General features: G+C 71.1%; 29 protein-coding genes. 18 read left to right on the forward strand and 11 right to left on the reverse strand.

The genetic code is table 11. The features are described from left to right. The first annotated feature begins 177 nt into the window (after nt 1-177). From IM767_RS04910 to IM767_RS04925, 4 genes are all read left to right on the forward strand, one after another. The gene (locus tag IM767_RS04910) at nt 178-3,951 is read left to right on the forward strand and encodes a TM0106 family RecB-like putative nuclease (protein ID WP_109211412.1); all 3,774 of its coding nucleotides are present in this window, start codon (nt 178-180) and stop codon (nt 3,949-3,951) included. A gap of 94 nt (nt 3,952-4,045) precedes the next feature. Next, a complete protein-coding gene (locus tag IM767_RS04915) occupies nt 4,046-4,366 on the forward strand; it encodes a DUF3467 domain-containing protein (protein WP_109211411.1) in 321 nt (106 codons plus the stop codon). A 243-nt stretch (nt 4,367-4,609) separates the two neighbouring features. Beyond that, nucleotides 4,610-5,176, forward strand: a complete 567-nt coding sequence (locus IM767_RS04920) for a hypothetical protein (protein ID WP_109211410.1) — start codon at nt 4,610-4,612, stop codon at nt 5,174-5,176. Continuing rightward, on the forward strand, nt 5,173-6,468 hold the full coding sequence (locus tag IM767_RS04925; protein ID WP_109211409.1) for a type III PLP-dependent enzyme: 1,296 nt from the start codon (nt 5,173-5,175) through the stop codon (nt 6,466-6,468). The genes IM767_RS04920 and IM767_RS04925 overlap by 4 nt, the downstream gene beginning before the upstream one ends. A gap of 60 nt (nt 6,469-6,528) precedes the next feature. Here IM767_RS04925 and upp read toward each other — a convergent pair whose 3' ends face one another. Next, nucleotides 6,529-7,161 (reverse strand): uracil phosphoribosyltransferase, encoded by a 633-nt coding sequence (gene upp / locus IM767_RS04930; RefSeq protein WP_109211408.1) that lies wholly within the window; start codon nt 7,159-7,161, stop codon nt 6,529-6,531. Nucleotides 7,162-7,330: 169 nt separating this feature from the next. Here upp and IM767_RS04935 point away from each other — a divergent pair, with 169 nt between their 5' ends. Both IM767_RS04935 and IM767_RS20720 read left to right on the forward strand, forming a co-directional pair. Beyond that, nucleotides 7,331-7,762, forward strand: coding sequence for a nucleoside deaminase (locus IM767_RS04935; RefSeq protein ID WP_109211438.1), 432 nt, complete (start codon nt 7,331-7,333; stop codon nt 7,760-7,762). Nucleotides 7,763-7,895: 133 nt separating this feature from the next. Further along, nucleotides 7,896-8,621 (forward strand): DUF2306 domain-containing protein, encoded by a 726-nt coding sequence (locus IM767_RS20720; RefSeq protein ID WP_109211437.1) that lies wholly within the window; start codon nt 7,896-7,898, stop codon nt 8,619-8,621. A 19-nt stretch (nt 8,622-8,640) separates the two neighbouring features. On the opposite strand, the gene IM767_RS04945 is transcribed toward IM767_RS20720, so the two are convergent. The 4 genes from IM767_RS04945 to IM767_RS04960 all read right to left on the reverse strand — a co-directional run bounded on the left by IM767_RS04945 (nt 8,641) and on the right by IM767_RS04960 (nt 12,088). Next, on the reverse strand, nt 8,641-9,570 hold the full coding sequence (locus IM767_RS04945; RefSeq protein ID WP_109211436.1) for an LLM class F420-dependent oxidoreductase: 930 nt from the start codon (nt 9,568-9,570) through the stop codon (nt 8,641-8,643). Nucleotides 9,571-9,758: 188 nt separating this feature from the next. After that, complete coding sequence (locus tag IM767_RS04950; RefSeq protein WP_109211407.1) at nt 9,759-10,871, reverse strand: alpha/beta hydrolase; 1,113 nt, start codon at nt 10,869-10,871, stop codon at nt 9,759-9,761. Nucleotides 10,872-11,028: 157 nt separating this feature from the next. Beyond that, complete coding sequence (locus IM767_RS04955) at nt 11,029-11,694, reverse strand: SRPBCC domain-containing protein (RefSeq protein ID WP_109211406.1); 666 nt, start codon at nt 11,692-11,694, stop codon at nt 11,029-11,031. A 1-nt stretch (nt 11,695) separates the two neighbouring features. After that, on the reverse strand, nt 11,696-12,088 hold the full coding sequence (locus IM767_RS04960) for an ArsR/SmtB family transcription factor (RefSeq protein WP_109211405.1): 393 nt from the start codon (nt 12,086-12,088) through the stop codon (nt 11,696-11,698). Nucleotides 12,089-12,166: 78 nt separating this feature from the next. Here IM767_RS04960 and proC point away from each other — a divergent pair, with 78 nt between their 5' ends. After that, nucleotides 12,167-13,012 carry a pyrroline-5-carboxylate reductase gene (proC, locus tag IM767_RS04965; RefSeq protein WP_109211404.1) on the forward strand — a complete coding sequence of 282 codons (846 nt, stop codon included), beginning with the start codon at nt 12,167-12,169 and terminating at the stop codon, nt 13,010-13,012. A gap of 16 nt (nt 13,013-13,028) precedes the next feature. Here proC and IM767_RS04970 read toward each other — a convergent pair whose 3' ends face one another. Together IM767_RS04970 and IM767_RS04975 are read right to left on the reverse strand one after the other, a co-directional pair. Then, entirely contained in the window at nt 13,029-13,688 is a 660-nt protein-coding gene (locus tag IM767_RS04970) for a potassium channel family protein (protein WP_374226639.1), read from the reverse strand. A gap of 4 nt (nt 13,689-13,692) precedes the next feature. Next, the gene (locus IM767_RS04975) at nt 13,693-15,072 is read right to left on the reverse strand and encodes a TrkH family potassium uptake protein (RefSeq protein ID WP_109211435.1); all 1,380 of its coding nucleotides are present in this window, start codon (nt 15,070-15,072) and stop codon (nt 13,693-13,695) included. A gap of 162 nt (nt 15,073-15,234) precedes the next feature. On the opposite strand from IM767_RS04975, the gene IM767_RS04980 reads away from it, so the two are divergent. Then, complete coding sequence (locus tag IM767_RS04980; protein ID WP_109211403.1) at nt 15,235-15,642, forward strand: ArsR/SmtB family transcription factor; 408 nt, start codon at nt 15,235-15,237, stop codon at nt 15,640-15,642. A gap of 170 nt (nt 15,643-15,812) precedes the next feature. Here the strand turns inward: IM767_RS04980 and IM767_RS04985 are convergent, their stop codons facing one another. Together IM767_RS04985 and IM767_RS04990 are read right to left on the reverse strand one after the other, a co-directional pair. After that, nucleotides 15,813-16,625 carry an ABC transporter permease gene (locus tag IM767_RS04985; protein ID WP_109211402.1) on the reverse strand — a complete coding sequence of 271 codons (813 nt, stop codon included), beginning with the start codon at nt 16,623-16,625 and terminating at the stop codon, nt 15,813-15,815. After that, nucleotides 16,622-17,566 (reverse strand): ATP-binding cassette domain-containing protein, encoded by a 945-nt coding sequence (locus tag IM767_RS04990; RefSeq protein WP_109211401.1) that lies wholly within the window; start codon nt 17,564-17,566, stop codon nt 16,622-16,624. Before IM767_RS04990 ends, IM767_RS04985 begins: the two co-directional genes overlap by 4 nt. Before the next feature lie 105 nt (nt 17,567-17,671). Here IM767_RS04990 and IM767_RS04995 point away from each other — a divergent pair, with 105 nt between their 5' ends. From IM767_RS04995 to IM767_RS05015, 5 genes are all read left to right on the forward strand, one after another. Next, the gene (locus IM767_RS04995; protein ID WP_109211400.1) at nt 17,672-18,601 is read left to right on the forward strand and encodes a TetR/AcrR family transcriptional regulator; all 930 of its coding nucleotides are present in this window, start codon (nt 17,672-17,674) and stop codon (nt 18,599-18,601) included. Nucleotides 18,602-18,699: 98 nt separating this feature from the next. Beyond that, complete coding sequence (locus IM767_RS05000) at nt 18,700-18,891, forward strand: helix-turn-helix domain-containing protein (protein ID WP_019182077.1); 192 nt, start codon at nt 18,700-18,702, stop codon at nt 18,889-18,891. A gap of 83 nt (nt 18,892-18,974) precedes the next feature. Beyond that, nucleotides 18,975-19,073: a 30S ribosomal protein bS22 gene (locus tag IM767_RS05005; RefSeq protein WP_003792170.1), complete on the forward strand. Its 99-nt coding sequence runs from the start codon at nt 18,975-18,977 to the stop codon at nt 19,071-19,073. Nucleotides 19,074-19,191: 118 nt separating this feature from the next. After that, nucleotides 19,192-19,485, forward strand: coding sequence for a rhodanese-like domain-containing protein (locus IM767_RS05010; protein ID WP_109211399.1), 294 nt, complete (start codon nt 19,192-19,194; stop codon nt 19,483-19,485). Nucleotides 19,486-19,498: 13 nt separating this feature from the next. Then, nucleotides 19,499-19,750 (forward strand): glutaredoxin family protein, encoded by a 252-nt coding sequence (locus IM767_RS05015; RefSeq protein ID WP_109211434.1) that lies wholly within the window; start codon nt 19,499-19,501, stop codon nt 19,748-19,750. Between the two features lie 54 nt (nt 19,751-19,804). Here the strand turns inward: IM767_RS05015 and IM767_RS05020 are convergent, their stop codons facing one another. Both IM767_RS05020 and aspS read right to left on the reverse strand, forming a co-directional pair. Next, nucleotides 19,805-20,620 (reverse strand): tyrosine-protein phosphatase, encoded by an 816-nt coding sequence (locus IM767_RS05020; protein WP_162564354.1) that lies wholly within the window; start codon nt 20,618-20,620, stop codon nt 19,805-19,807. Further along, nucleotides 20,617-21,975: an aspartate--tRNA(Asn) ligase gene (aspS, locus tag IM767_RS05025; RefSeq protein WP_109211432.1), complete on the reverse strand. Its 1,359-nt coding sequence runs from the start codon at nt 21,973-21,975 to the stop codon at nt 20,617-20,619. The genes IM767_RS05020 and aspS overlap by 4 nt, the downstream gene beginning before the upstream one ends. 166 nt (nt 21,976-22,141) lie before the next feature. Between aspS and IM767_RS05030 the strand changes: the two genes are divergently transcribed. The 5 genes from IM767_RS05030 to resB all read left to right on the forward strand — a co-directional run bounded on the left by IM767_RS05030 (nt 22,142) and on the right by resB (nt 26,804). Next, a complete protein-coding gene (locus IM767_RS05030) occupies nt 22,142-22,816 on the forward strand; it encodes a DedA family protein (protein ID WP_109211398.1) in 675 nt (224 codons plus the stop codon). A gap of 68 nt (nt 22,817-22,884) precedes the next feature. Next, on the forward strand, nt 22,885-23,514 hold the full coding sequence (locus tag IM767_RS05035; protein WP_109211397.1) for a histidine phosphatase family protein: 630 nt from the start codon (nt 22,885-22,887) through the stop codon (nt 23,512-23,514). A gap of 44 nt (nt 23,515-23,558) precedes the next feature. Continuing rightward, complete coding sequence (locus IM767_RS05040; RefSeq protein ID WP_109211396.1) at nt 23,559-24,158, forward strand: TlpA family protein disulfide reductase; 600 nt, start codon at nt 23,559-23,561, stop codon at nt 24,156-24,158. Beyond that, nucleotides 24,155-25,033 (forward strand): cytochrome c biogenesis CcdA family protein, encoded by an 879-nt coding sequence (locus IM767_RS05045; RefSeq protein WP_109211395.1) that lies wholly within the window; start codon nt 24,155-24,157, stop codon nt 25,031-25,033. The genes IM767_RS05040 and IM767_RS05045 overlap by 4 nt, the downstream gene beginning before the upstream one ends. Nucleotides 25,034-25,061: 28 nt before the next feature. Continuing rightward, nucleotides 25,062-26,804: a cytochrome c biogenesis protein ResB gene (gene resB, locus IM767_RS05050; RefSeq protein WP_109211394.1), complete on the forward strand. Its 1,743-nt coding sequence runs from the start codon at nt 25,062-25,064 to the stop codon at nt 26,802-26,804. The last annotated feature ends 2 nt before the right edge of the window (nt 26,805-26,806 follow it).

Here is a 26,806-nt window from a genome sequence, read left to right on the forward strand (position 1 = left end):
CCTGCCGAACCCACACCTTCTTGCCGAACCCACCACATTTCGCCGAATCCACCCTTTCTCGCCGAACCCACACCCGATGGCGCGACGAAACGGGTGGGTTCGCGGGGAAAGGGTGGGTTCGCGCGGTGGGGGAAGGTGTCGGATGCCGCGGCTATCGTCGTTCAGGAAAGGCAGGGCATGCGATACATCGAGGACGAAGGCCGGATCGTCTGGAGCGCGAGCGATCTCAAGACGGCTGCGGAGTGCGAGTTCGCGTGGTTGCGCGCGATCGATGCCCGGCTCGGGCGCATCGCGGCGGTCGAGGAGCCGGAAGACCTCACCCTCGAACGAGCCGGCCGGCTGGGCACGGTGCACGAGCGCCAGGTGCTCGCCGACTACGTCGCGCGATTCGGCGACAAGGTGGTCGAGATCCCCGAGACGCGGTCGTCCGATGCCGCCGCCCTCGCCGACGCGGTCGCCCGCACGAACGCCGCACTCGCCTCGGGCGCCGAGGTCGTCTACCAGGCGGCTTTCGCCACGGCGGACTTCGTCGGCTTCGCGGACTTCCTGGTGCGCGACCCTTCGACAGGCTCCGGGACCGGGACCACGGCCTCGTTCGGGGCCGGGGAGTCGGGACTCGGCGACCCTTCGACAGGCTCAGGGGCCGGGACCGCGGCCTCGTTCGGGGCGACCGGTGCGGACCGGCCGTGGATCGTGCAGGACACGAAGCTCGCGCGCCACGCGCGGGTGACCGCGCTCATGCAGCTCGCCGCCTATGTCGACCAGCTCGACCGGCTCGGGGTGCCGCGCTCGCACCGCGTGCAGCTCCTTCTCGGCGACGGCAGCGTCAGCGAGCACGAGGTCGACGACCTGCTTCCGGTCTTCTCGCTGCGCCGCGAGCGGCTCGCCGCCCTCATCGCCGACCGCCGCCTCGATCTCGGCGCGGAGGGAGCGCCGATCGCGTGGGGCGACCCGCGGGGCGAGCTCGGAGTGGTCGCGTGCGGGCGCTGCGCCACCTGCGACGCCGAGGTCGTGGCGTCGCGCGACCTGCTGCTGGTGGCGGGCATGCGACCCGTGCAGCGCGAGCGGCTGCGCGCGGCCGGCATTGAGACGATCGAGCAGCTCGCCGCGGCTCCGAGAGGCCCGGCCGGCATGAATCCCGACGTCTTCTCGTCGCTGCGCACGCAGGCGCGGCTGCAGCTCGAGAGCCCGGCGGGAACGCCGCCGCTGATCGCGCCGAAGAAGCAGCCGACCGCGGCGCTCGAGGTCGTCGTGACCGAGAGCGTCATCGTCGCCGACGGCGCCACGGCCGCCCAGGCGACGGTCGCTGCGGTGCTCGAGACGCCGGCCGCCCTGGACGGCGACGCGGCCGCCGAAGCGCCGCCCGTCCCGGTGTTCGAGGTCGTCGCGCCGAAGGCGCTGGGCGCGCTGCCGCGTCCCGACCACGGCGACCTGTTCTTCGACTTCGAGGGCGACCCGCTGCACACCGAGCCCCCCGTGCCCGGCGAGCCCACGCAGTGGGGCATCGACTACCTCTTCGGCTGGGTCGACACGCGCGAGCAGTACACCGCGCTGTGGGCGCACTCGTTCGCCGAAGAGAAGCGGGCACTCGAGACCTTCCTCGACATCGTCAACCTGCGCCGGCAGCAGTTCCCGGGCATGCACATCTACCACTACGCGCCGTACGAGCCGACGCACCTGCTCGCGATGGCCGCGCGGCACGGCGTGCGCGAGGCCGATGTCGACCGGCTGCTGCGCGACGGCGTGTTCGTCGACCTGTACCCGATCGTGCGTCGCGCCTTGCGCGTCGGGTCGCGCTCGTACTCGATCAAGAAGCTCGAGCCGCTCTACATGGGCGACGAGGTGCGCACCAGCGACGTGCAGAAGGGCGACGACTCCATCGTCCGCTACGTCGAGGCGCGTGCGCTCCAGGCCGACGGCGCCGCGGCCGAGGCCGCGCTGGTGCTGGAAGACCTCGCCGACTACAACCGCTACGACTGCGTCTCGACGCGTCGCCTGCGGGACTGGCTGGTCGACCGCGCGCGCGAGGCGCAGCTGGTGCCGTCGCCGAACCCCGAACCCGACGAGCGCGCGTACGAGCCGTCGCGGCGGGCGACGATGCTCGACGCGCTTGCCCTGCATCACCCCGAGGAGTCCGTCGCGGGGCGGATGCTGCGGCTCGGCGCCGCCGCGATCGACTACTACCCGCGCGAGGCGAAGTCGTTCTGGGCGACGCACTTCCTGCGCCTGCGCGAGCCGGTGTCGCTGTGGGACGAGACCCGCGACGTCGTCACGATCGACCCCGCCCGCAGCCGCGTCCGCGAGGACTGGCACTTCTCCGAGAGCGGAAGGGGCGGCGAGCGGCGCATCGTCGAGCTGCGCGGCGACCTGGCACCGGGCACCCGCCTGAGCGAGGGCACCAATCCGTTCGTGCTGTACGAGCTGCCGGCGCCGTACCCCTTCGAGGCCTCGCCCCGCTGGATCCACTCCTACCGCTCGGTCACCGTGCTCGAGGTCCTCGACGACGGTGCCGTCATCGAGGAGACGGCGGTCGACGGCGTCACGTGGAGCGGGCTGCCGATCGCCCTGACGCCGGCCGCCCCGCCGCCGGCGGGCAACCAGCAGGCGGCGATCGACGCATGGGCCGATGCCGTCATCGACGCAGCGCCCGCGGTTCCCGCCGACCCGGCCACCGACATCCTGTGCCGCCGCCCGCCGCGCACCATGGCGGGCGCCCTGCCCGTCGCGGCCGACGACGTGGTGGATGCCATCGCGCGCGCAGTGCGCGACCTCGATCGCAGCTATCTCGCCGTGCAGGGGCCGCCCGGCACGGGCAAGACCTACGTCGGCTCCCACGTGATCGCGCGGCTGGTGCGCGAGCACGGCTACAAGGTCGGTGTCGTCGCTCAGGGGCACGCCACGATCGAGCAACTGCTGGAACGCGTCATCGCGGCAGGGGTCCCGGCCGCGCAGGTCGGCAAGGCGCCCAAGGATGCCGCTGCCGCACACGGGTTCACCGTGCTGACGAAGAACGGCGTGGCGGCGTTCACCGCCGAGCACGAGGCATCCGGCTACGTCATCGGCGGCACCGCGTGGGACTTCAGCCACGAGGGGCGTGTGCCCCGCGGCAGCCTGGACCTCCTCGTCGTCGACGAGGCCGGGCAGTTCTCGCTCGCGTCGACGATCGCGGTGTCGCTCGCCGCGCCGAGGCTCCTGCTCCTGGGCGATCCGCAGCAGCTGCCGCAGGTGAGTCAGGGAACCCATCCGGCGCCCGTCGACACCGCGGCGCTCGGCTGGGTCATGGACGGCGCCGACGTCATCCCGCCCGAGTACGGCTACTTCCTCGCGCAGACGCGGCGCATGCGGCCCGAGGTCGCTGCCCCCGTCTCGACGCTGTCGTACCGCGGCGCGCTGGAGGCGCACCCCTCCACGGCGCTGCGCCGCATCGAGGGCATCCGTCCGGGCCTCATCCCGATTCCGCTGCGCCACCACGGCAACGCGACGCAGTCGCTTCCCGAGGCGGCCGAGGTCGCACGGCTGGTGACCGACCTCATCGGCCGCGAGTGGACCGACGTCGTGACCGACGACGGCGACGGGTCGTCGAGGGCGCTGCCGCCGCGACCGCTCGAGCCCCGCGACCTCATCGTCGTGACGCCCTACAACGCGCAGCAGGTCGCGGTCGAAGCCGCGCTCGCCGCGGCGGGGTTCCCCGACGTCCCCGTCGGGACGGTCGACAAGTTCCAGGGCAAGGAGGCCGCCGTCGCCATCGTGTCGCTCGCGGCGTCGAGCGGGCGCGACGCGCCACGGGGACTGGAGTTCCTGCTGCTGCGCAACCGGCTCAACGTCGCGATCTCGCGCGCGATGCACACGGCTTTCCTGGTGTACTCGCCCGGGCTGCTCGATGACCTCCCGTACACGCCGGAGGGAGTCGCGCGGCTGAGCGGTTTCGCCCGGCTGGCCGGTCACGCCTGAGCGCCGCGTAGACTCGCGCTCACGTCGTACACGACAGCCCCGGGCGTCGCGCCCGGGTCATCCGAGCGAGACGCCCGCCCGAACAGGAGCCCGCATGGCCGACGACGCATCGCAGCAGTTCGAGATCGACCTTCCGCCCGAGCTCATCGGTGGCGCCTACGCCGACTTCGCGAACGTCTGGCACACCCCGACGGTGTTCGTGATGGACTTCCTCACTCTGGCGCAGCCGCCGCGCGAGCAGGTGGACGCCGAGACCGGCCAGCGCCACACTGTCGTGCCGGCGCGCGTGGTCAGCCGGATCCGCATTCCGCCCGACCAGGTGTTCGAGCTGGCGAAGGCGCTGACGCAGCAGCTGGAGTTCTGGGAGCGCGAGACGGGCCGCCGCAACCCGCAGGAGCCTCCGCTCGGCGACTGAGCCCGGACCCGGATATGCGAGGCGCCCGCAGATAAACTCCCGCCTCTGGGATGTCAACCCCGTTGGGAGAGATTTTCGGGCCACGTACCCTGAATCAGCGCCCCCAGAGGCGCGTAGGCGCGACATCCGTTCGGCGAGGGGCGGATGTCGCGCCGTTTCCTTTCCCGGCCCCCAAGGCCGCGGCCGCACGCCATCCGGTATCACCGCGGGCGCGATCTCCTCTGTCACACGGAGGAGGTCGAGATGGCCACGATCGAGCAGTCGCTCACCGCAGCGGCGCCGACCCAGCCGCCGACGGCGCCGGCGGACCCGGCCTCCGGAGACGAGGCGCCCGCGACCCGCCGACGCGGCGTCGTCTTCTGGATCATCCGCTACCTCCCCGCCGAGGTCGCCGGCACCGCCGCCATGCTGATCGCCGGGCTGCTCGCGGCCCTCTGGACCGACGCGCCGCCGCTGATCGCGCTGGCCGCGCTCGTGGGCGAGATCGTCGGCTTCTATGCGGTGCTCGCGGTCACCGTCTACCTCGAGCAGTCGCGGGTGACCCGCTCGCGCCGCCGAGCGGCCGCGCGCACGCTCGGGCTGCTCGTCGCCGAGTTCGGAGCCGCCGAGCTTCTCGACACGTTCCTCATCCGTCCCGCGACTCTCATGCTGGGCGTCTGGCTGATCCCCGACGCCCTCCTCGGCATGCTCGTGGGCAAGATCGCCGCCGACATCGTGTTCTACGCGATCGCCGCCGGATCCTTCACGGTCACCGCGAAGACCGGTCTGCGCGACGGACGTCGCGCCCGGCAGCGCGAGGTGACGCCGTGAACCTCGCAGCCCTCCGCCGTGAGCCCCGCACCACGCGGTCGTACGAGGATCGGCGCCGGGCAGAGGCATCCGCTCTCCTCTCGTCCGTCGCCGCGCGTGCGGCCATCGCGCTCCACGGCACTCCGCTGCTGCTCCTGGATCCCGACCGGGTGCGCCGGCAGTACCGGCATCTGCGAGACGCGCTGCCGTTCGTCGGATTCCACTACGCGGTCAAGGCGCTCGCCCACGACACGGTGCTCGACGTGCTCGACGAGGCCGGCTGCGGCTTCGATGTCGCCGGCAGCGAGGAGCTCGCGCTGCTGACGCGGCGAGGCGTCGACGCGTCGCGCATCATCCACACGCACCCGATCAAGAAGCCCGCCGAGATCGCCGAGGCGCTCGCCGCGGGCGCGCGCACCTTCGTGGTCGACAACGACGTCGAGATCGAGAAGTTCCGCGGCGCGCCGGCGGACACGCGACTGCTGGTGCGGCTGGCGTATCGCAGCCCGCACGCGAAGAGCGACCTGTCGAGCAAGTTCGGCGTCGGCCCGTTCGAGGCCGCCCACCTCGTGGAGCGCGCGCTCGCCGCCGGCGTGACGGTGGCCGGCTTCAGCTACCACGTCGGCAGCCAGCTCGACGATCCCGGCCGGTTCGCCGCGGCCGCCGCCGACACGCTGGAGCTGATGGGCATCCTCGAGCGGCGGCTCAACGTCCAGTTCGACACGCTCGACATCGGCGGCGGATTCCCGGCCTCATACGACGCCGAGTCGGCCGCGATCGACGACCTGGCGGCGGTGCTGCGACCCGTGCTCGAGCCGCACGCCCGGCGCCTGGACATCATCGCCGAGCCCGGTCGGGTGATGGTGGCCGACGCGATGACGCTCGTGACGAGCGTGGTGGGCATCGCCGAGCGCGCCGACGGCCGGTGGTACTACCTCGACGACGGCCTGTACGGCTCGTACTCGAACGTCCTCACCGAAGACGTCCACCCGCTGATCTTCGCCGCGCGCGACCTCGCCGCGACAGATCCATGGACGGGGCGCGTCTCGGCAGGCGCGCGCACGGCGGAGCACCGCTGGGCCACCCTCGCCGGCCCGACGTGCGACTCGTCGGATGTGGTCGCGCGCGAGGTGCTGCTGCCCGACCTCCACGTCGGGGACCTCCTGGTGAGCCCCACGATGGGCGCGTACACCACGGTCACCGCGACGCGGTTCAACGGACGGCCGTTCACGCCGGTCGCCATCGTCGGCAGGGGGCCGACGGCCGGCCAGGTCGCGGTGCCGTCCGACGTGCGCCGCGTGCCGATCGTCTGACGCGACGGCTCACGCCGCCGCGCGGGCTCATGCCGCCGCGCCGCTCAGCCCGTGCCCTGGTCAGACCGTGCCGTAGAGGCGGTCGCCGGCGTCGCCGAGACCCGGCACGATGTAGCCGTGTTCGTTGAGCCGCTCGTCCAGCGCCCCGAGCACCAGGGTGACGTCGCGACCGGCCACCTGCTTCTCGATGGCGGCGACGCCCTCGGGCGCGCCGAGGATGCAGATCGCCGTGACGTCCTGCGCCCCGCGGGCGAACAGGAAGTCGATCGCCGCGCCGAGCGAACCGCCGGTCGCGAGCATCGGGTCGAGCACGAAGCACTGCCGGTCGCTCAGGTCGTCGGGAAGGCGCTCGGCATAGGTCGAGGGCGCCAGCGTCTCGTGGTCGCGCACCATGCCGAGGAAGCCCACCTCGGCGGTGGGGATGAGCTTGACCATGCCCTCGAGCATGCCGAGCCCGGCGCGGAGGATCGGAACGACGAGCGGACGCGGGTCGTCGATCCGCACGCCGGTCGTGGTCGTCACGGGCGTCTGGATCTCGATCGGAGCCACGCGGACGTTGCGAGTCGCCTCGTAGGCGAGCAGCGTGACGAGCTCTTCGGTCAGCTGACGGAACACCGGCGACGGGGTGCGCTGGTCGCGCAGCACCGTGAGCTTGTGCGTGATGAGGGGGTGGTCGGCGACGTGCAGGCGCATAGAGACAGGTTAGTGCCGCCTCCCGTCTTCGCCGTGGCCGAAAACCTGGTCGGTCGCGCCGACACGCCGCTGACGGATGCCTCGGCGCGGCGTGTCCGGCGACCGACTCGGCTTCCGGCACCGGGGGTAGCCTCGTGCTGTGAACCTCGTCACCGCCGATCTCGTCGCGATGGACCGCGCACTGGCGCTGGCCGCGGCCGCAGGCGACGCGGGGGACGTGCCGGTGGGCGCGGTGGTGACCGATGCCGCGGGCGCGGTGATCGGCGAAGGCCGTAACCTGCGCGAGCGCGACCACGACCCGACGGCCCATGCGGAGGTCGTGGCGCTGCGTGCCGCCGCCGGCGCGATCGGCTCATGGAACCTCGAGGGGTGCACCCTCCTCGTGACACTCGAGCCCTGCCTCATGTGCGCCGGGGCGGTGCTGCAGTCGCGCATCAGCCGGCTCGTCTTCGGCGCGTGGGACGACAAGGCCGGCGCGGCCGGATCGATGTACGACGTCGTGCGCGACCGGCGTCTGCCCTACCGCGCCGAAGTGGTCGCCGGCGTGCGCGAGGACGAGGCATCCGCTCTCCTGCGCGCCTTCTTCGACGCCCGCCGCTGATCCCGGAGACGCGGACGAGATCTCGGCGCCGGCGGCGCGCGAAACGGGCCCTTCGCGATTCGGGGGACAGCCCGCGCCGGCCGGGGGGACAGCACCCTGCTCACGCGCTGCCGACGGGCCTAGCGTGACGCTCGTGACCCGCCTCATCGAACCCGTCCGCACCGCTCCCGCCCTCGCGCGTCCGGGCGGGATCCGCTCCCGCATCGGCTGGACGTTCGTCGTGCTCACGGCGATCGCCATCGTCGCCTACTCGGCGGTGCCGTACTTCACGGCCACGCTCGCCGACCTCGCGGGCGACGACGTGGGCCTTGCTCCGACGTACGCGGCCGCGCCGCCGTTCGTGCAGGGCGCCCTCTACGTCCACATCGTCGGCGGCGCGATCGCCCTCGTCGCGGGACCGCTGCAGTTCTGGCGCGGACTGCGCACCCGCGCGCCGCGCGCCCACCGTTGGATCGGGCGCGTCTACCTCGGGGCCGTGGCGATCGGCGGGGTGGGCGGCCTCATCATCGCGCCCTCGAGCCCGGCCGGCTACGTCGGGTTCTTCGGCTTCGGCGCCCTCGCGGTGCTGTGGCTCGTGACGGGCTGGCGGGCGTACCGGGCGATCCGGCGCGGCGACGTGCCGGGCCACCGGGCCTGGATGATCCGCAACTACGCACTCACATACTCCGGCGTGACGCTGCGCATCTGGCTGCCGCTGCTGCTGTTGGCGCCGCTCGTGATGGGGCAGCCCTGGGAGTTCGACACCGCGTTCGCGAACGCCTATGCGGCCGTGCCGTTCCTGTGCTGGCTGCCCAACCTCGTGTTCGCGGAGTGGCTGATCCGCCGCCGCGGCCTGCCGTCGTACCGCCTCCCGGTGTGAGCCCGGCACCCCGGCGGCGTCAGCGCGGGAGGTGGGGGAGCACGTCGGCGCCCAGGTACTCGACGTGCGAGACGTCCTGCAGGTCCATCAGCTGGAAGTAGACCCGCTGGGCGCCGAGCGCGACGAGCCGCTCGACCTTGGCGACGATCTCGTCGCGGTCGCCGACGATGTTCACGTCGCCGCGCAGCTCGTCGACGGTGCGGCCGATGTTCGCCGCTCGTCGGTCGAGTTCGGGAACGGATGCCGCAGCCAGCGTCGGCAGCGCGACCGAGAGCTTGAGCGACTCGGGGTCGCGGCCGATGCGCACGCACGCCTCACGCACGACGGCGAACTTCTCCGCCGACTCCTCTTCCGACCGGAATCCGATGTTGAACTCCGTCGCGAAGCGCGCCGCGAGCGCGGGCGTGCGCTTCGGCCCGCCGCCGCCCACGATCACGGGAACACGCTCCTGCACCGGCTTGGGCAGGGCCGGGGCATCCGTCAGGCGGTAGTGCGCGCCGTGGAAGCTGTAGGTGTCACCGACCGGCGTCGACCACAGGCCGGTCACCAGCTCGAGCTGCTCCTGGAGCAGGTCGAACCGCTTGGCCGGGAACGGGATGCCGTACGCCTCGTGCTCGCGACCGAACCAGCCGGTGCCGAGGCCGAGCTCGGCGCGCCCGCCCGACATCGCGTCGACCTGCGCGACCTGGATCGCCAGCAGCCCCGGTACGCGATAGGTCACCGACGAGACGAGCGTTCCCAGCCGAATGCGCGAGGTCTCCCGCGCGAGCCCGGCGAGCGTCGTCCACGCGTCGGTGGGTCCGGGCAGCCCGTCGCCGTCGCCCATATGGAGGTAGTGGTCCGAGCGGAAGAACCCGTCGAAGCCGAGGCGTTCGGCCGCCTGCGCGAACGCGAGCTGGTCGTCGTAGCTCGCACCCTGCTGCGGCTCGGTGAAGATGCAGTACTCGATCGTCATGGGGTGCTCAGCCCGCCGGCGTGATGACGGACTGCGGTGTGGGCCCCATCGCCGCCGCGATGCCCATGTTCCCGAGGAACGCCGCGATGCTGGCCTTGCCGACGCCGGAAGCACTCATGCGGACGAGTCTACGGATGCGGTGGGCCGTCCTCCGCGCCTCTTGCGCGACGACGCCGCGGGTGTCAGTCGGACGAGCGCAGGATGATCGCCTCGGTCGGCGGGGCGGGGTCGTGCGGGTGCCCCACGTACCCGATCGCCTCCAGGAGCGCGTGGCGGAACTCGGCCGGCCGCTCGAGGTGAGGGGTGTGACCGGTGCCCTCGAGGGCGATCTCCTTCACCTCTCCGCCGGCAGCCGCGTAGCGCGCCAGCACGTCGCGCGTCTGGGACACCATCTCCTGCGGCGGGGCGGCGTCCTCGCCGGGCCAGTCCGGCACGAAGCCGAGCTTGCCGAGGTTGTTGTAGTCGTACAGCGAGGCGTCCGACACGATGGGGTCGAGCACGCCGCGGATCCACAGGATCGGCGGCTTCTCGGCCAGGTCGACGATGCCCGACACGTCGAAGTTGCCGGGCGCCATGGTGTTGAGCACGCCGATCGTGCCGGCAGCGAATCCGGGCCAGTTCTCGCTCGACACCGAGTCGCCGGGGTAGTTGCCGGTCGCCGTGGAGGTCGTGAGCATCGACTCGACCCACACGTCCTCGTGCTCGGTCCGGTAGTCCGCGTTCACGTACTGCGAGCGGAACACCGTGCGGGGCGACGTCGCGGCGTCGGCGGTGGTGTCGTGATCGATCATCCGCTGCACGAAATCCGGATTGGCGGCGCCGCCGCCGCAGCCGGCATCGTCGTCGGTGATCCGCGAGCCGTCGCGTCGGGTGCCTCCGAAGCCGTACGGCGAGATCGGCGCCTCGAGCGTCAGGCTCAGCACGGGGTGGTCCAGGGCGTACTGCATCGCGACACCTGCCCCCATCGACCAGCCGACGAGGTGCGCGGTCGGAATGCCGAGGGCCTCGAGCGTCGCGTGGACGTCGTCGCTGAAGTCCCGCACCCCGCGCGTCGCGTCGATCGGCGCGTGCTCGGTGCCGCCGTAGCCGCGAAGGTCGATCGCGATGACGCGGATGTCGGTCGGCAGATCCTGCATCGTCTCCTGCCAGAACACGGCCGACGAGACATTGCCGTGGATCAGCACGACCGTGCGGTCGGTCGGCGTCGCGGGGTCGTCGCCCGCGCGCTCGAGCACGTTCACGGTCAGGCGGGGGATCTCCACGCTGCGCGCGGTGATGCCGTCGAAGAGCGTCATTCGAATGCCTCCCACATCCTCCGGGAGCACCTGCGCCCCCGCACTCCCCACGATAGACCGGCTCGTGTCCGTGCGGAGGACGAGAGGGTGACGGATGCCGGTGGACCCGGCATCCGTCACCCTCCCGTTCGTCCGGCACGCGCCGGCATCGCCGCCGTCAGGCCGAGGGGGTCTGCCCCGTGTAGAAGGCGTAGGTGTTGTCGGCGCCGCGTGCGGCGGCCTCGGCGTCTGCGCCGTCGGCGGCGTGTGCGGCGCCCCACGCGTCCGCGGCTCCGCGATAGAACGCCCGCCCTTCGGAGGTGTTCGCCCAAGCCTCCGCCTCTGCCGGCGAGGGGCCGTCGCCGCCGCCCGCGAGGTGGAGCGCAAGCCCTAGCAGTCCGCCGTCCCAGCCCACGCCCGTGGCGCCCGGACCGTAGATGTCCCAGAACTCCGCCGGCACGTCGTCCACGCGCGCGACGTGCTCCAGTTCGAACCGCGTCGCGTCCTCGCCCTCGGCCACGAGGCGCACGGTCAGCCAGGTCACCCCGCCGCCGTACTCCCACGTCGCCCGGTAGTGCGCGGAACCATCGGCAGGCGGCGCGCACTCCAGGATCTCGCCGCCGGCGTTCCCCTCGATCTGATAGCGGCCGCCGAGGGCCAGCTCGCCCGAGATCGGCTGGAACCACCGCGCGATGCGCGAGGCGCTCGTGACGGCATCCCACACGTCGTCGATGGGGGAGGGGTAGGTCTGCGCGAGGGTCTGGACCCGCGACGGGTGACCGTCGACCTCCTCGCTCGCGACCTCGCGGCGCACGGCGCCGAGCTGCGTCTGTACATCGACCATGTCAGTCCTCCTGGGGTTCGGTCGGATCGGATTCGCCTTCCTCGGCGTCCTTCTCGCGCTCGGCCGCGAGTCGGCGCTCGCGGCGGCCTCGTGCGAGCTCGGTGCCGAGTGCGTCGAGGTGCGGCTGCCAGAACCGCCGGAACGGGTCGAACCAGGCCGCCGCGTTCTCGAGGGGCTCCGGTGCGATGGCGTACAGCCGGCGGACGCCGTCAGGGCGCACTGTAGTGAACCCCGATTCGCGGAGCACACGAAGGTGCTGCGATACGGCCGGCTGTGAGATGCCGAACTCGCGCTGCACCTCCTCGCCGATCTCACCCGCGCTGCGCTCGCCCCCCGCGAGGAGTTCGAGGATGCGCCGGCGGACCGGGTCTCCGAGGATGTCGAGTGCGTGCACGTGACCAATGATTGCGTATTGACTTATATAAGTCAATGCTGAATCGTAAGCCTCCGGCGCCGCTCGTAGGATGACGCCATGCCTGCATACATCCCCGCACTCCCGCCCATCGCGATCCTCGGCGCCGGATCGATGGGCGGCGCCATCGCCCGCGGCCTCTCGCGGTCGGGCCTCGCGGCGGGCGGCGTGACGACGACGAACCGCTCGCGCGCGAAAGCCGCCGAGCTGGACGGCCTCGAAGGGGTCACGAGCGTCGCGCTGGAGGCTGAGCCGACCGGGAACACGGATGCCGCGGCCGCGGCCGACGTCGTCCTCGTCGGCGTCAAGCCGGCCATGGTGCCGGATCTCCTCCGTGAGATCGCACCGGTGCTGCGGCCGGGCACCGTCGTCGTGAGCCTCGCGGCCGGCGTGACGGTCGCGACTTTTGAGGAGATCCTCGGCGCCGACGTGGCGGTGCTGCGCTCGATGCCGAACACGCCGGCGCTCGTCGGCCGCGGCGTCACGGGCCTGGCAGCCGGCACGCGGGCCGACGAGTCCGCCGTGGCGACCGCGCGACGGCTGTTCGAGACGGTCGGCACCGTCGTCGAGGTTCCGGAGGAGCAGATCGACGCCCTCTCGACGATCTCGGGTTCGGGCCCCGCCTACTTCTTCCTGCTGGTGGAGGAGTTCACGAAGGCGGCCGTCGGCAAGGGCTTCTCCGAGGCGGAGTCCCGGGTCATGGCCGAGCAGACCTTCATCGGCGCTGCGGCGCTGCTCGAGGCATCCGCCGACGAGCCGGCAGAGCTGCGCCGCCGTGTCACGAGCCCCAAGGGGACGACCGAGCGCGCCATCGCGGTGCTGCAGGACGCGCGCCTGGACGATGTCTTCGGACAGGCGACGGACGCGGCGCTGGCGCGCGCCAGGGAACTGGCGGCGGGGGCGTAGGGCGGTTGCGGCCGGCTCAGCGCTCGAGCGACGCGAAGCGCTCGATGTCGGAGTTGGTCCCCGACACGATGATGAGGTCGTGGTTGGTCACGACCGTGTTGGCCTCCGCGTAGCGGAAGGGCTTGCCCGGGCTCTTCACGCCGACGACCGTGACGTTGTACTTGGTGCGCACGCCGGATTCGTTGAGGCCCACGCCGCGGATGAACTTCGGCGGGTAGAGCTTGGCGAGGGCGAAGTCGTCGTCGAACCGGATGAAGTCGAGCATGCGGCCGCTCACCAGGTGCGCGACGCGCTCGCCGGCCTCGCGCTCGGGATAGATGACGTGATTGGCGCCGACGCGGGCGAGGATCTTGCCGTGCGACTGCGACACCGCCTTCGCCCAGATCTGCGGCACCTTGAGGTCGACGAGGTTGGCCGTGATGAGAACGGATGCCTCGATCGATGAGCCGACCGCCACGACGGCGACCGAGAAGTCCTGGGCGCCGATCTGCTTCAGCGCGTCGATGTTGCGCGCATCGGCCTGCACTGTGTGGGTGACCCGCTCCGACCACTTCTGCACGAGATCGAGGTTGTCGTCGATCGCGAGCACCTCGCGGTCGAGCCGGTCGAGCTCGCCCGCGCACGCGGCGCCGAAGCGCCCGAGTCCGATCACGAGAACGGGCGCATCGCCCCTCATCCGCTCAACCAACGATCGGCCTTTCCACCGGCAGCGAGTACAGCTGCGATCGTGACGACGCGGCCACAGCCGCGGCGAGAGTCACTGTACCAACGCGACCCATGACGATCGTGATCGCCAGCACATACACAGCCGGATCGGGGAGGTTCGCCGTCAGTCCCGTCGACAGCCCGACCGTCGCGAAGCCCGAGATCACGTCGAAAAGGACGTCGCCGAGGTCGGCCTTCGTGATCTGCGTGATGATGATCGTCGAGATCGCCACGATGGTCGCGCCCCAGGCCACGACCGAGAGTGCGACCCGCAGGACGTCGCTCGGGATGCGCCGTCCGAACACCTGGTTGGACGCGCGGCCCTTCGCCTCCGACACCACGGCGAGCGCGATCACGGCGAGCGTCGTCACCTTGATGCCGCCGGCCGTGGACGCCGAGCCGCCGCCGACGAACATCAGCATGCATGCCACGAGCAGACTCGACTGGTTCAGCTCGCCGATGTCGAGGATCGCGAAGCCGCCGGATCTCGTCATGGCCGACAGGAAGAAGGCCTGGAAGGTGGTGTCCCACGCGTCCTCGGTGCCGAGGGTCAGGAGGTTGTCGTACTCGAGGACGAGGAAGACGACACCGCCCAGGAAGAACAGCGCGACCGTGGTGATGATCGTGAGCTTCGCGTGCAGCGACCAGCGCCGCACGCGCCACCGCTGCCGCAGCAGCGTGTAGATGACCGGGAATCCGATCGAGCCGAGGAAGACGCCCGCCATCAGGACGGTCAGGAAGAAGTAGTCGTGGCGGAAGGGCTCCAGCCCCTCGGCGTTCGGTGTGAAGCCGGTGTTCGTGAAGGACATCGCCGCGTAGAACGGCGCCTCCCACAGCGCGACGTTCCACGGGACGCCCGCGACGATCAGCCCGGGGTAGAGGAGGATCGCGATGATCGTCTCGATGGCGAGTGTCGACAGCGCGACAGTCGCGAGCAGGCTGCCGATCTGGCCCAGCTGCACGGTCTGGCCCTCGTTGACCGGCCCGCCGTGCGTGCGGAGCGGGTTCGAGTCGCTCGCCGCGATGAGCTTCGCACGGAGGCCGAGACGTCGTGAGATCACCAGGCCCAGGATCGACGCCAGGGTCAGCACGCCGAGCGCGCCGATCTGGACGCCGACGAAGACCAGCACGTGGCCGAACGCCGACCAGTGCGTCGCCATGTCGACGGTGGCGAGGCCGGTGACGCAGATCGTCGACACCGCCGTGAAGAAGGCGTCGGCGAAGGGGGTCACCTGCCCGGTCGCCGAGGCGACGGGCAGGGAGAAGAGGCCCGTGAAGACCAGGATCAGCGACAGGAAGATGAGGATCGCGAACCGGGCGGGGGAGCGCTGCGTCAGGTCGCGGAAGAACTCCATGAAGGCGTGGCCCAGCGCGCGCAGGCGTCCCGAGACTGAGACGGGGGCGGCGCGCCTGCCATCCGTCATACGGGGTTCCTCCTGATGCGAAACGGTCCTCGTGCGGGCGGCCCGGCGGTCGTGCTCATGGTACTCCGCAGGGCTCCCGACTAATCTGAGCACATGGCGGACATCTTCGACGTGATCGCAGACGGAACGCGTCGCGACATCCTGCGACTGCTGCTCGATCGATCATCCGCCGGAGACCGCGGCACCAGCGTGTCGCACATCGTGACCGAGCTCGGCGCCAGCCAGCCGACCGTGTCGAAGCACCTCAAGGTGCTGCGCGACGCCCACCTCGTGTCGGTGCGCGAGGAGGGGCAGCACCGCTACTACAGCCTCTCCGCCGCGCCGCTGGACGAGGTCGACGACTGGCTCGTGCCGTTCCTCGACGACGGCGATGTCGAGCCCGACCTCGCCGCGGCGGCGCTCCCGGACTCCGCCGCTCACGCCGCCGAGGTCGTCGGCCGGGCCGCCGCATCGGCCAAGCACGCCCTCGAGAACGCGCTCAAGCGCCTCCCCGGCCGCTGACCCCTCCCTTCTCTCAACCCACCCAGCAACAGCGCAGCCGACGTTTCCGCCGACAGAGCGGAGCGGGTCGTCCGGAGAGCGTGCGGGCTCGGGACTGGCGGGCGCCGCCGGCGAAGCCGACGCCGCGGGTAAGCACGCCGGAGGACGACCCGCGCAGCGGTGGCCCCGAATTAACGTCGCCCCGCCTTGCGCCGGAACAACCATGCGCCCCACACGAACGAGATCACGAGGATCGCGACGCACCAGCCGACGGCCCACCACGCCGCGTCGCCCATGGGCGTGCCCATCAGCAGGCTCCGCAGCGCCTCGATGATGGGGGTCACCGGCTGGTTCTCGGCGACCCACTGCAGCCACTCGGGCATCGTCGAGACCGGCACGAAGGCGCTCGACAGGTACGGCAGGAAAAGAATGATGAAGCCGTAGCCGTTGGCCGCCTCGGGGCTGCCGGCGGCAAGCCCGATCGCGGCGAACAGATAGGTGATCGCGAGGATGTACAGCGCGATGAGCGCCACGGCGCCGAGCCAGCCCCACAGGTCTGCGGTCGGCCGGAATCCGACGAGCAGCGCCACGCCGATGACGACTCCGGTCGCCAGGAGGTTGCGCAGCAGGCTCGCCACGACATGGCCGGTCAGCACCGCGCTGGCTCGCAGCGGCATCGTGCGGAACCGGTCGATGATGCCCGCTCGCATGTCGTTGGCGACGTAGACGGCGGTGGACGCCGCGCCGAAGCCGGCGCAGAGCAGGATGATGCCGGGGACGACGTAGTTCACGTAGCCGCCCGTGGGGTCGATGGCCCCGCCGAAGACGTAGGTGAAGAGGACCATCAGCAGCACCGGCAGCATGATCGCCATGAGCAGCGATTCCCCGTCGCGCAGGGAGTGCAGGAGGCTCCGCCCGACGAAGACGCTCTCGGCGGTGAGGCCCGTGATGCGCGGTCGCAGCGCAGGGGCGCCGGCGGGGGCCGCGGGGGCGAGGGTGGTCATGCGAGCTCCTTCAGGGTGTCGGCCGACTCGCGTCGGCGGGCGTCCGCATGTGCGCCGCCCTGGCCGTCGGGCGAGGTGAGCGCGAGGAACACGTCGTCCAGGCTCGGGCGACGGAGTGTGACGACGCCCTCGGCCCCGGCTTCGTCGAGGACGTCGAGCGCGCGGCGGACGCCCGACACCGAGCCGTCGGTCGGGACCTCGCGCAGGAGGGTGCCGTGCGCGTCGTGGAGCTCGACCGCGTCGCCGCCGATGCGCGCTTTCAGCTGAGCAGCGGTGCCGCTGGCGACCACGCGCCCGCCGTCGAGCACCGCGATCCGGTCGGCGAGCTGGTCCGCCTCTTCGAGATACTGCGTGGTCAGGAACACGGTCGTGCCGGCATCGGCGAGTGAGCGGATCACGTCCCACAGCTCGCGGCGGCTGCGGGTGTCCAGGCCCGTGGTCGGCTCGTCGAGGAAGAGGATCTCGGGGGCGACGACGAAGCTCAGCGCGAGGTCGAGGCGGCGGCGCATGCCGCCCGAGTAGGCGCCGACGCGGCGGGTCGCGGCATCCGTCAATCCGAACCGGTCGAGCAGCTCGGCCGCGCGGGCGCGCGCCCCGCGCCGCGTGAGACCCGAGAGGCGGCCGAGCATCACGAGATTCTCGGTGCCGGTGAGCGCGTCGTCGACGGCGGCGGACTGGCCCGTCAGGCTGATGCGCCGCTTGACCTGCTGAGGGTCGCGCACGACGTCGATGCCCGCGACCGTGGCGGTGCCCGAGTCGGGGCGGACGAGCGTGGTGAGCACATTGATCGTGGTCGTCTTGCCGGCGCCGTTCGGGCCGAGCAGGGCGAAGACCTCGCCGCGGGCGACGGTGAAGTCGAGGCCATCGAGCACCTGCTGGCGGCCGAAGGCCTTGCGCAGGCCGTCGACCACGATGACCGGGGGAGCAGTGCGATCTGACATGGGGCATCCTTTCGTGCAATCGTGTAGGTGGGAAACTGTTTACAGCACTAACTGTTTATGACGGTAACACACTGTTTACGTAATAAACAGACCTAGACTGACGCCATGACCGATGCACCGGAGCCCGAACTTCCGCGCGGCATCGCGCTCGCATGGGGCGTCGCCGCCAATCCACAGCGCGGGCCGAAACGCGAGATGAGCGTCGAGCGCATCGTCGAGGCGGCGGTCGAGATCGCGGATGCCGAGGGCCTGGGCGCCGTGTCGATGGCAGCGGTGGCGTCGCGGCTGGGGTTCACGCCGATGTCGCTGTACCGCTACGTCAGCGCCAAGGACGACCTGATCCTGCTGATGCAGGAGGAGGCCACCGGTGCGCCGTCGGATGCGACCCGCACCGCGGGCGACTGGCGCGAGCGGCTCGAGGCGCTCTTCCGGGAGCAGCTGCAGCACTACCTGCGCCACCCGTGGGTCCTCGACATCCCGATCACCGGCGTGCCGGCGACGCCGAACAGCGCGGCGTGGATGGATGCCGGCCTGAGCGCTCTGGCGGAGACGCCGCTCAGCTACGGGGAGCGGCTGGCTGTGATGCTCCTTGTCACCGGAACCGCGCATTGGGCGGGCACGATCCTCGCCGGCTACTCGCGTTCCGAGCGGGAGCAGGGGCTCGACGGAGATGCCATCGCCCGAAATGAAGACGCCCTCTTCCGCGCGCTCATCACCGAGGACGCCTACCCGGATCTGCGCGCGGCCATCGAGGAAGGGGTCTTCCTGGAGGACTCGGACCCGTTCACGTTCGCCCTCGAGCGGGGACTCGACGGTGTGGCCGCGTACATCGCCGCCGTCGGCGACGCGGATCGGCCGTCCGCCCGCCCGTGGCTCGGGCTGGATGATGCCGAGATCACCGACGACAAGAGGTTCCGCGAGGCGCAGAAGGCCGTCCGCGCGGCGGAGAAGGCGCTGCGCGACGCGCGCAAGCTCGAGCGCCAGGCAGCCCGGGAGGCGCACGACCGGCGCGCTCGGCAGGCGGCGAGCGGCTGAGCACGATATTCCCATCGGTCTCACGGGTCACACCGGTTTACACGCGCACCCGCGGCGTTCTAAAGTGACTTCAGCACCACTGGGGAAAGGGGATCGACATGGCGGAACTGCCGGACGTGCGCTTCCTCACCGTCGCCGAGGTCGCCGAGCTCATGCGCGTCTCGAAGATGACGGTGTATCGCCTGGTGCACTCCGGCGAACTGCCCGCAGTGCGCTTCGGTCGCAGCTACCGCGTGCCCGAGTCGGCCGTCACCGAGGCCCTGCAACGGCCGATCGCCGACGTCGGCTAGACTGTTCCGAGGCATTTTCCGTATCTGCCCGTTCCCGGGCGCCGCACACGCCGCGCCCAGACCCCGACATAGTGAGGTTTTCCGTGGGTTCTGTCATCAAGAAGCGCCGCAAGCGCATGGCGAAGAAGAAGCACCGCAAGCTGCTTCGCAAGACTCGCCACCAGCGCCGCAACAAGAAGTAAGCGGCATCCGCACCAAGCGCCCCCAGGGTTCTGCGCTTCATCGAGCGCAGCCCTTCGCAGGGGGCGCTTCGTGTATGCCGATGCCGCGACCCCGAGCCCCCATCCCGAGAGGCATGGCATGAAGTCCATCACCGTCCAGCAGCTGCGCGAGCGCGTCGAGACGCCGCTCATCGACGTCCGCGAGGTCGACGAGTTCGCCGCGGGTCACGTGCCCGGTGCGATCAACATCCCGATGTCGTCGATCGGCGGCCGGCTCGACGAGCTCCCCGACGGCGCGTTCGACGTCATCTGCGCGGTCGGCGGCCGGTCGGGCCGCGTGGTGGAGGCTCTCCAGGCACGCGGGTACGACGTCACCAACGTCGACGGCGGCACGAACGAGTGGGTCGCCGCCGGCTACCCCGTCGAGGCCTGAGCCCGCGATGGCCGTGACGACCCTCACGCTGATCGGCAAGCCCGACTGCCACCTCTGCGACGTGGCGCGTGAGGTGGTCGAGACCGTCGTCGCCGACCTCCCCGAGGACGCCGTCGAGGTCGAGGAGCTATCGATCGCCGACGACCCCGCGCTCTACGCGCAGTGGTGGGAGAAGATCCCCGTCGTGCTCATCGACGGCGAGCTGCACGGCCACTGGCGCGTCTCGCCCGACCGCCTGCGCGCGGCGCTCGGCGCCGCGGGTTGACGCCGGTCGGGGCCGCGCGCTGACGTCGCTCGGCGCGGCGGGCTGACGTCGCGCTCAGCCGGCGAGGCGTGCGCGGAGGGCTTCGAGCTCGGTGTCAGCGAGTCCGCCCGACTGCAGATAGGCCGCCGCGCCGCCGTGCGCATCGGTCCACGCGAGCGCCAGCTCGATCGCCGACGCCGGGGTGTCGGTGATGAGCGCGTCCAGCTCGGGCGTGAGCGGAACGCCCATCGCCGTGATCATTCCGCGCATGCGGTCCGCCCACGGACCCTCCAGGTGAGCCGCCGACGAGGCGTAGTCCGACACCACCGCGGCGCGCTCGGCGCCGACCGCGTCCAGCAGCAGCGCCACGGCGACGCCCGTGCGGTCCTTGCCGGCGGTGCAGTGCACGAGTACAGCGGAGTGGTCGTCGCCCGCGGTCGTCCCCACGGGGACGGCTGCGCCGTTCGCGACCAGTCGCGCGAGTTCGGCGAACGATCCCGCACCGTGCTCGAGCATCGACACGTACAGGTCGCCCAGGCTGGGAAGCTGCGCCAGTGCGGCGCCGATCGCAGCCTTCGCGGCATCCGGATCCTTCGCCTGCATCGCCGACTGCGCGAAACCGGTCATCGCGCCCTCGAGGAGGGGGAGCTGGACGACGTGGAACGGCCGGGAGTCGGGCAGCACGTCGGGCGCCATGCGCCGTTCCATGTCGGTGCGGAAGTCGGCGATCACGCCGATGCCCGTGGCTGCCAGCTCGGCCACACCCGTCGGCGTCAGCGTGCTCAGGGCCTCCGACCGGTAGAGCACGCCCGAGCGCGTCTCGCCGCCCGCGACCAGCGGCGTGCCGCCGGTGTCGCGGAAGTTCTGCAGCCCGTCGATCGAGGTGATCACGGCGCCAGGCGCGTCGGCCCGCGGAAGAGGTACGTCACCTCGCGGATCGACGACTCGCCGAGCAGGAGCATCAGCACGCGCGCGAGGCCCATGCCGAATCCGCCGTGGGGCGGGGCGCCGTAGCGGAAGAAGTCGAAGTAGAAGTCGAGGTGCTCGGCACCCAGACCCTTCTCCCGGGCCTGCTCGATCAGCACGTCGACGCGGTGCTCGCGCTGTGCGCCGGTCGTGATCTCGACGCCCTTGAACAGGAGGTCGTACGACTTGGTGAGCCCGGTCTTCTCGTCGCGCATGTGGTAGAACGCGCGGATCTCGGGGTGGTAGTCGGTGATGAAGACGAACTGGTGCCCGTACGTCTCCTCGACGTACGCCGAGATCTGGCGCTCGCCCTCGGGGTCGAGGTCGCCGTCGGTGCGGGGGACCTCGTAGCCGCGGCTCTTCACGATCTCGCGCGCCTCCGCCAGAGGGATGCGCGGGAACGGGATGGCGGGAACCTGCACCTCGAGGCCGAAGAGCTCTTCGATCTCGGCGCCGTGCTTGTCCTTGACGGCCTGGAACGCGGTCTGCAGGAGCTCTTCCTGCATGCGCGCGACATCCTCGTGGGAGTCGATCCAGCTGATCTCGGCGTCGACCGACGTGAACTCCGTCGCGTGGCGCGAGGTGAACGACGGGTCGGCGCGGAAGGCGGGCGCGATCTCGAAGATCTTGCCGAAGCCGGCGACCTGCGCCATCTGCTTGAAGAACTGCGGCGACTGCGCGAGGTAGGCGGTCTTGTCCTCGAAGTACTCCAGCGAGAAGAGCTCTGCGTTGGACTCGGATGCCGAGGCCATGAGCTTCGGCGAGTGCACCTCGATGTAGTCGCGCTCGATCCAGTAGGAGCGGAACGCATGCTCGAGCGTGGTCTGCACGCGGAAGATGAGATTGTTGCGGCGCTGGCGCAGGTCGAGGAAGCGCCAGTCCATGCGCTTGTCCAGACCGGAGTCGGCGGCGATCGGCGTCTCGGGGAGAGCGGCCGCCGCGATGTCGAGAGCCCCGATCTTGACCTCGACGCCGCCGAGCTTCACGCGCTCGTCGTGCTTGAGCTCGCCCGTGACCGTGAGGAACGTGCCGGTGGCGAGGTTCGAGATCAGGTCCGTGAGAGCCAGCGCGGCGGCATCCTGCGAGGACTCGGTCCCTGAGGCTGCCGAAGGGTCTGCCGGACGCGTCGCCGGGTTCACCAGCTGCACGGCACCCGTCTCGTCGCGAAGGATGACGAACTGCACCTTCTTCTGATCGCGGACCGTCTCGACCCATCCGGAGACGGAGACGGGACCGTCGGCGAGGTCCTGAAGCTGCTTGACGAGGACGCGTTCACTCACGAGCGACAAGTCTACGTCGAGCCGCGACGGCCTCCGTCGTGCAAGCCCCACCGGCTTCGGGGGGTCTGCACCCGGGATTCGTTCATCCTCGGCCCGTAACGTGGACACGTCGCGCCGGACGGTCGCGGCCGCCGCCAGGTGACGACGACGGACGGGACCCCGACGAATGACCGCTGCGACGACGACCGACGGTTCGTGGCTGAGCACCCTCGCGGACTGGGCAGTCTCCCTGATGGACGTGATCGGCCCCGCGGGCGCCGGCATCGCCATCGCGATGGAGAACCTGTTTCCGCCCCTGCCGAGCGAGGTGATCCTGCCCATGGCGGGACTCGCGGCAAGCCGAGGCTCGTTCTCGCTCGTCGAGGCTCTCTTCTGGACGACCGCCGGCTCCATCGTCGGTGCGCTGCTGCTGTACGGTCTGGGCGCCTGGCTCGGCGTCGCGAGGCTGCGGGCCATCGCGACGAAGGTGCCGCTGCTGCACCCCGAGGACATCGATCGCACCGTCGCGTGGTTCGCACGGCACGGCGGGAAGGCCGTGTTCTTCGGGCGGATGATCCCGATCTTCCGCAGCCTCATCTCGATCCCCGCGGGCATCACCCGGATGCCGGTGTGGCGGTTCACGCTGCTGACGGCCGCAGGAAGCCTCATCTGGAACTCGATCTTCGTCTTCTCGGGGTTCTTCCTGGGGGAGTCGTGGCACGTCGTCGAGCGCTACGCCGACATCCTCCAGTACGTCGTCATCGCGGCGGCCGTGCTCGGTGTGGCCTGGTTCCTCTACGTGAGGGTGCGTGCGCTCCTCGAGTCCCGCGGGTCCGGCGGCCCCGAGCCCGAGCTCGACTGATCGCGGTCGGGCCGCGGCTGGGAGAACGCTCAGCCGGTCCACAGAACTCGCCCACGTAGACTGGGCGGGTGCCCGCCGCTCGCCTTCATCTCGTGCGCCACGGGGAGGTCCACAACCCCGCCCGCGTGCTCTACGGGCGACTCCCGGGATACGGCCTCAGCACCGACGGGAACCACATGGCATGGCAGGCCGCCGAGTACGTGGAGTCGCTGGAGCGTCCCGTCACCTCCCTGATCTGCTCGCCGCTGCAGCGCACGCAGGAGTCGGCGAAGCCGTTCACCGAGATCTTCGGCCTCGAGCCCGTCATCGACGACCGGGTCATCGAGCCGACCAACGTGTTCGAGGGCAAGCGCATGGCGGTCGCCCTGGTCAACCCGTGGAACTGGCGGCACCTGCGCAAGCCGGCGCTTCCGAGCTGGGGCGAGCCGTACGCGGACGTCGTGGGCCGCATGAACAAGGCCATGACGGAGGCGTGGGATGCCGCGGACTCGGGCGATGTCGTGATCGTCTCGCATCAGCTCCCGATCTGGATCACCCACCTCGCGGTCGCCGGGCTCCCGCTCCGGCACGACCCCCGCGCGCGACGCTGCGCGCTGTCGAGCGTGACGAGCTTCGAGATGGTCGACGGCAAGTGGACCGAGACGGCGTACGCCGAACCGGCATCGACGGCCGGCGCGGTGGATGTGGGAGCGGTATGACCCGGAAGTCGGTTGCTGAGCCTGTCGAAGCACGGGTACGGGGCATGCGGAGGGCGCGGGCCGCGGCATCCGCTCTGCTCATCGTCGGGCTGATCGGCGGCCTCGCGGCATGCACGAACGATCCGCTGGCAGAGCAGTACCGCTCCGGTGACAACAAGGGCTTCGTGGCCGCCGACGGCTTCCGCGTCGACCCGATCCCCGCCGCCGAGCGCACCGATCCGGTCGACTTCGAAGGCGTGCTCGACACCGGGGGCTCCACGTCGAGCGCCGACTACGCCGGAGACGTGCTGGTCGTCAACTTCTGGTACGCCGGCTGCGCCCCCTGCAGGGTGGAGGCTCCCGAGCTCGCCGCCGCGGACGCCTCGTTCGAGGGCCAGGACGTCTCGTTCCTCGGCGTGAACCTGTACGACGGCGCCGAGGCCTCGCGCGCGTTCGCCGACACCTACGGCGTCACATATCCGAGCGCGCTGGCGACCGAGGACGGCTCGATCAAGCTGGCCTTCGCGGGCGAGACGCCGCTGAACGCCGTGCCCGTGACGCTCGTGCTCGACAAGGAGGGGCGTGTCGCCGCGCGCCTGGTCGGGCAGATCGAGGACGCCTCCATCCTCGAGACGATCGTCCGCGAGACGCTGGAGGAGTCGTGAACCTCGGCGCGCTCGTCGCCGACGGATCCCTCCTGATCGCGATCCCCATCGCGATCCTGGCCGGCGCCATCTCGTTCCTCTCGCCGTGCGTGCTGCCGCTGGTCCCCGGCTACCTCGGCTTCATCGGCGGGGCCGTGAGCCCGCGGCCGGCCGCGGTGCCGGCCGGCGCTTCTGCCCGGACAGCGGGCGCAGCGGCGACCGGCGCTTCGACGAGCTCAGCGACCGGAGCTTCGACGAGCTCGGCGACCGGAGCGGTCGCGGACCGCACCGCGATCCCTGAGCCTGTCGAAGGGCCTGGGCGCGGGCGCCTCGTGCTCGGGGTGCTCCTGTTCATCGCCGGGTTCACGGTCGTCTTCGTGAGCATGGCGATGCTCGGGGGGACCCTCGGCCGATTCCTGCTCGAGTACGCCGACCTCATCACCCGCATCCTCGGCGTCGTGATCATCGCGATGGGGCTCGTCTTCATCGGCTGGTTCGGGCTCGCGCAGCGCATCGCGCGCCCGCAGGTGCGCGGCAACCTCGGGCTCATCGGGGCACCGCTGCTGGGCATCGCGCTCGGCATCGGCTGGGCGCCGTGCATCGGCCCGACCCTCGCGGTGATCCTCACGATGGCCTTCGACTCGGGTTCGGCCGCGCGTGCGGCACTGCTGGGCGTCGCCTACTCGCTCGGTCTCGGCATCCCATTCCTCCTCCTCACCCTCGGGTTCGGCTGGGCCACCCGCTCCGTCTCGTTCGTGCGCCGGCACATCCGCGTGGTCAACCTCGTCGGCGGCAGCCTGCTCATCGTGCTCGGCCTGCTCATGGTGACCGGCGTCTGGACCGCCGTCATGGCGCAGCTGCAGGGGGTGTTCGCCAGTGTCCCGGCCCCGCTCTGACGCCCCGGAAGGACCGTCGACCGCCGACATGACCGACCCGCTCCGCCCCGCAGATCACGCCGACGCCGACGAGGCCGGCATCACGCAGCCCGCACTCGGCGTCGTCGGGTGGCTGCGCTGGGGCTGGCGTCAGCTCACCTCGATGCGCACGGCGCTGGTTCTCCTGCTGCTGCTCGCCATCGCCGCGGTGCCCGGATCGCTCGTGCCGCAGCGCAGCGCCGACCCCAACGGGGTGCGCCAGTACTTCGTCGACAACCCCGACCTCGCGCCGGTGCTCGACAACCTGAGCCTGTTCGACGTGTACACGTCGCCGTGGTTCTCGGCGATCTACATCCTGCTGTTCATCTCGCTGGTCGGCTGCGTCATCCCGCGCACCAAGCACCACTACAAGGCGATGCGCGCCCAGCCGCCGCGCACGCCCGCCCGCCTGTCGCGGCTGGAGGCGCACCGGTCCGAGATCCTGGAATCCCAGGACGACACGGATGCCGCAGCCACCGCGGCGGCTGCGATCGAGGCCGCGCAGCAGCAGCTGCGCAAGGCCGGGTACCGCGTGGCGCGGTACGACACCGCGAAGGCGCTCTCGGTCTCGGCCGAGCGCGGCTACCTTCGCGAGACGGGCAACCTGGTCTTCCACGCCTCGCTCGTCGGCGTGCTGCTCGCGGTCGGCATCGGCGGCGGCTTCACCTACACAGGGCAGACCGTCATCATCGAGGGCCGCACGTGGGTCAACACGATGCTCGACTACACCTCCTTCAATCCAGGCCGGTTCGTCGATGAGGAGGCGCTGCAGCCGTACGCGCTGACGCTCGACGACTTCTCGCTGTCGTATGTCACGCCCGGACAGCAGGGCGCGGGCCAGGCGGGCGACTTCGTCGCGCACCTCACGACGCAGTTCCCCGACGCCGACGCCTCGCAGGGCGAGGTGCGGGTGAACCACCCGCTCGAGATCGCGGGCGACCGCGTCTACCTGATGGGCAACGGCTACGCCCCGAGCATCACGATCCGCGATGCCGACGGCGAGGTCGTCTTCTCCGAGCCCGTGCCGTTCCTCCCTCAGGACAACAACATGACCTCGCAGGGCGTCGTCAAGGTGCCCGACGGCCTCCGCGACCAGGTCGGCCTGGTGGGCTTCTTCTATCCGACCGCGCAGGAGCTCACCAACGGTGCCTTCACCTCGGTGTACGGCGACCTCGAGTACCCGATGCTGACGTTCTGGGTCTACTCCGGCGACCTCGGGATCAACGACGGCGTCCCGCGGTCGGTCTACACGCTCGACCCGAGCGAGATGACGCAGCTGGCAGGCGGCGACTCCGGCGTCGACTCGCTGGAGCTGAAGCCCGGCGAGACCGTCGACCTCCCCGACGGGCTCGGCACGATCACGTTCGAGAACGAGGCGCCCGACGGCGCGGCCGGGTTCCAGGACTCGGTCAAGCGCTATGTCTCGCTGTCGATCCACCGCGACGCCTCGGCCACGTGGGTGCTGGTGTTCGCGGTGCTCGCTCTGGCAGGCCTGCTCGCCGCGCTGTTCGTGCCGCGCCGGCGCATGTGGGTCAAGGCGACGACGCAGGGGCACACCGTGCACCTCGAGTACGCCGGTCTCGCGCGCGGCGAGGACCCCTCGCTGGACGCCGCCGTCGAGCAGTTCGCGCAGCGGCACCTGGCTTCGCTCGCCGACCCCTCCCGCCTCGACTCGCGCACGGCGCAGGATCCCGTGGCGGACAACGGCCGCGTGCGCGACTCGAATCCCGAATCGACCCCCGACGTAGACTGAGA

Origin of the sequence: Microbacterium ureisolvens (assembly GCF_015278315.1) — a bacterium.
Classification (GTDB): Bacteria; Actinomycetota; Actinomycetes; order Actinomycetales; family Microbacteriaceae; genus Microbacterium; species Microbacterium ureisolvens.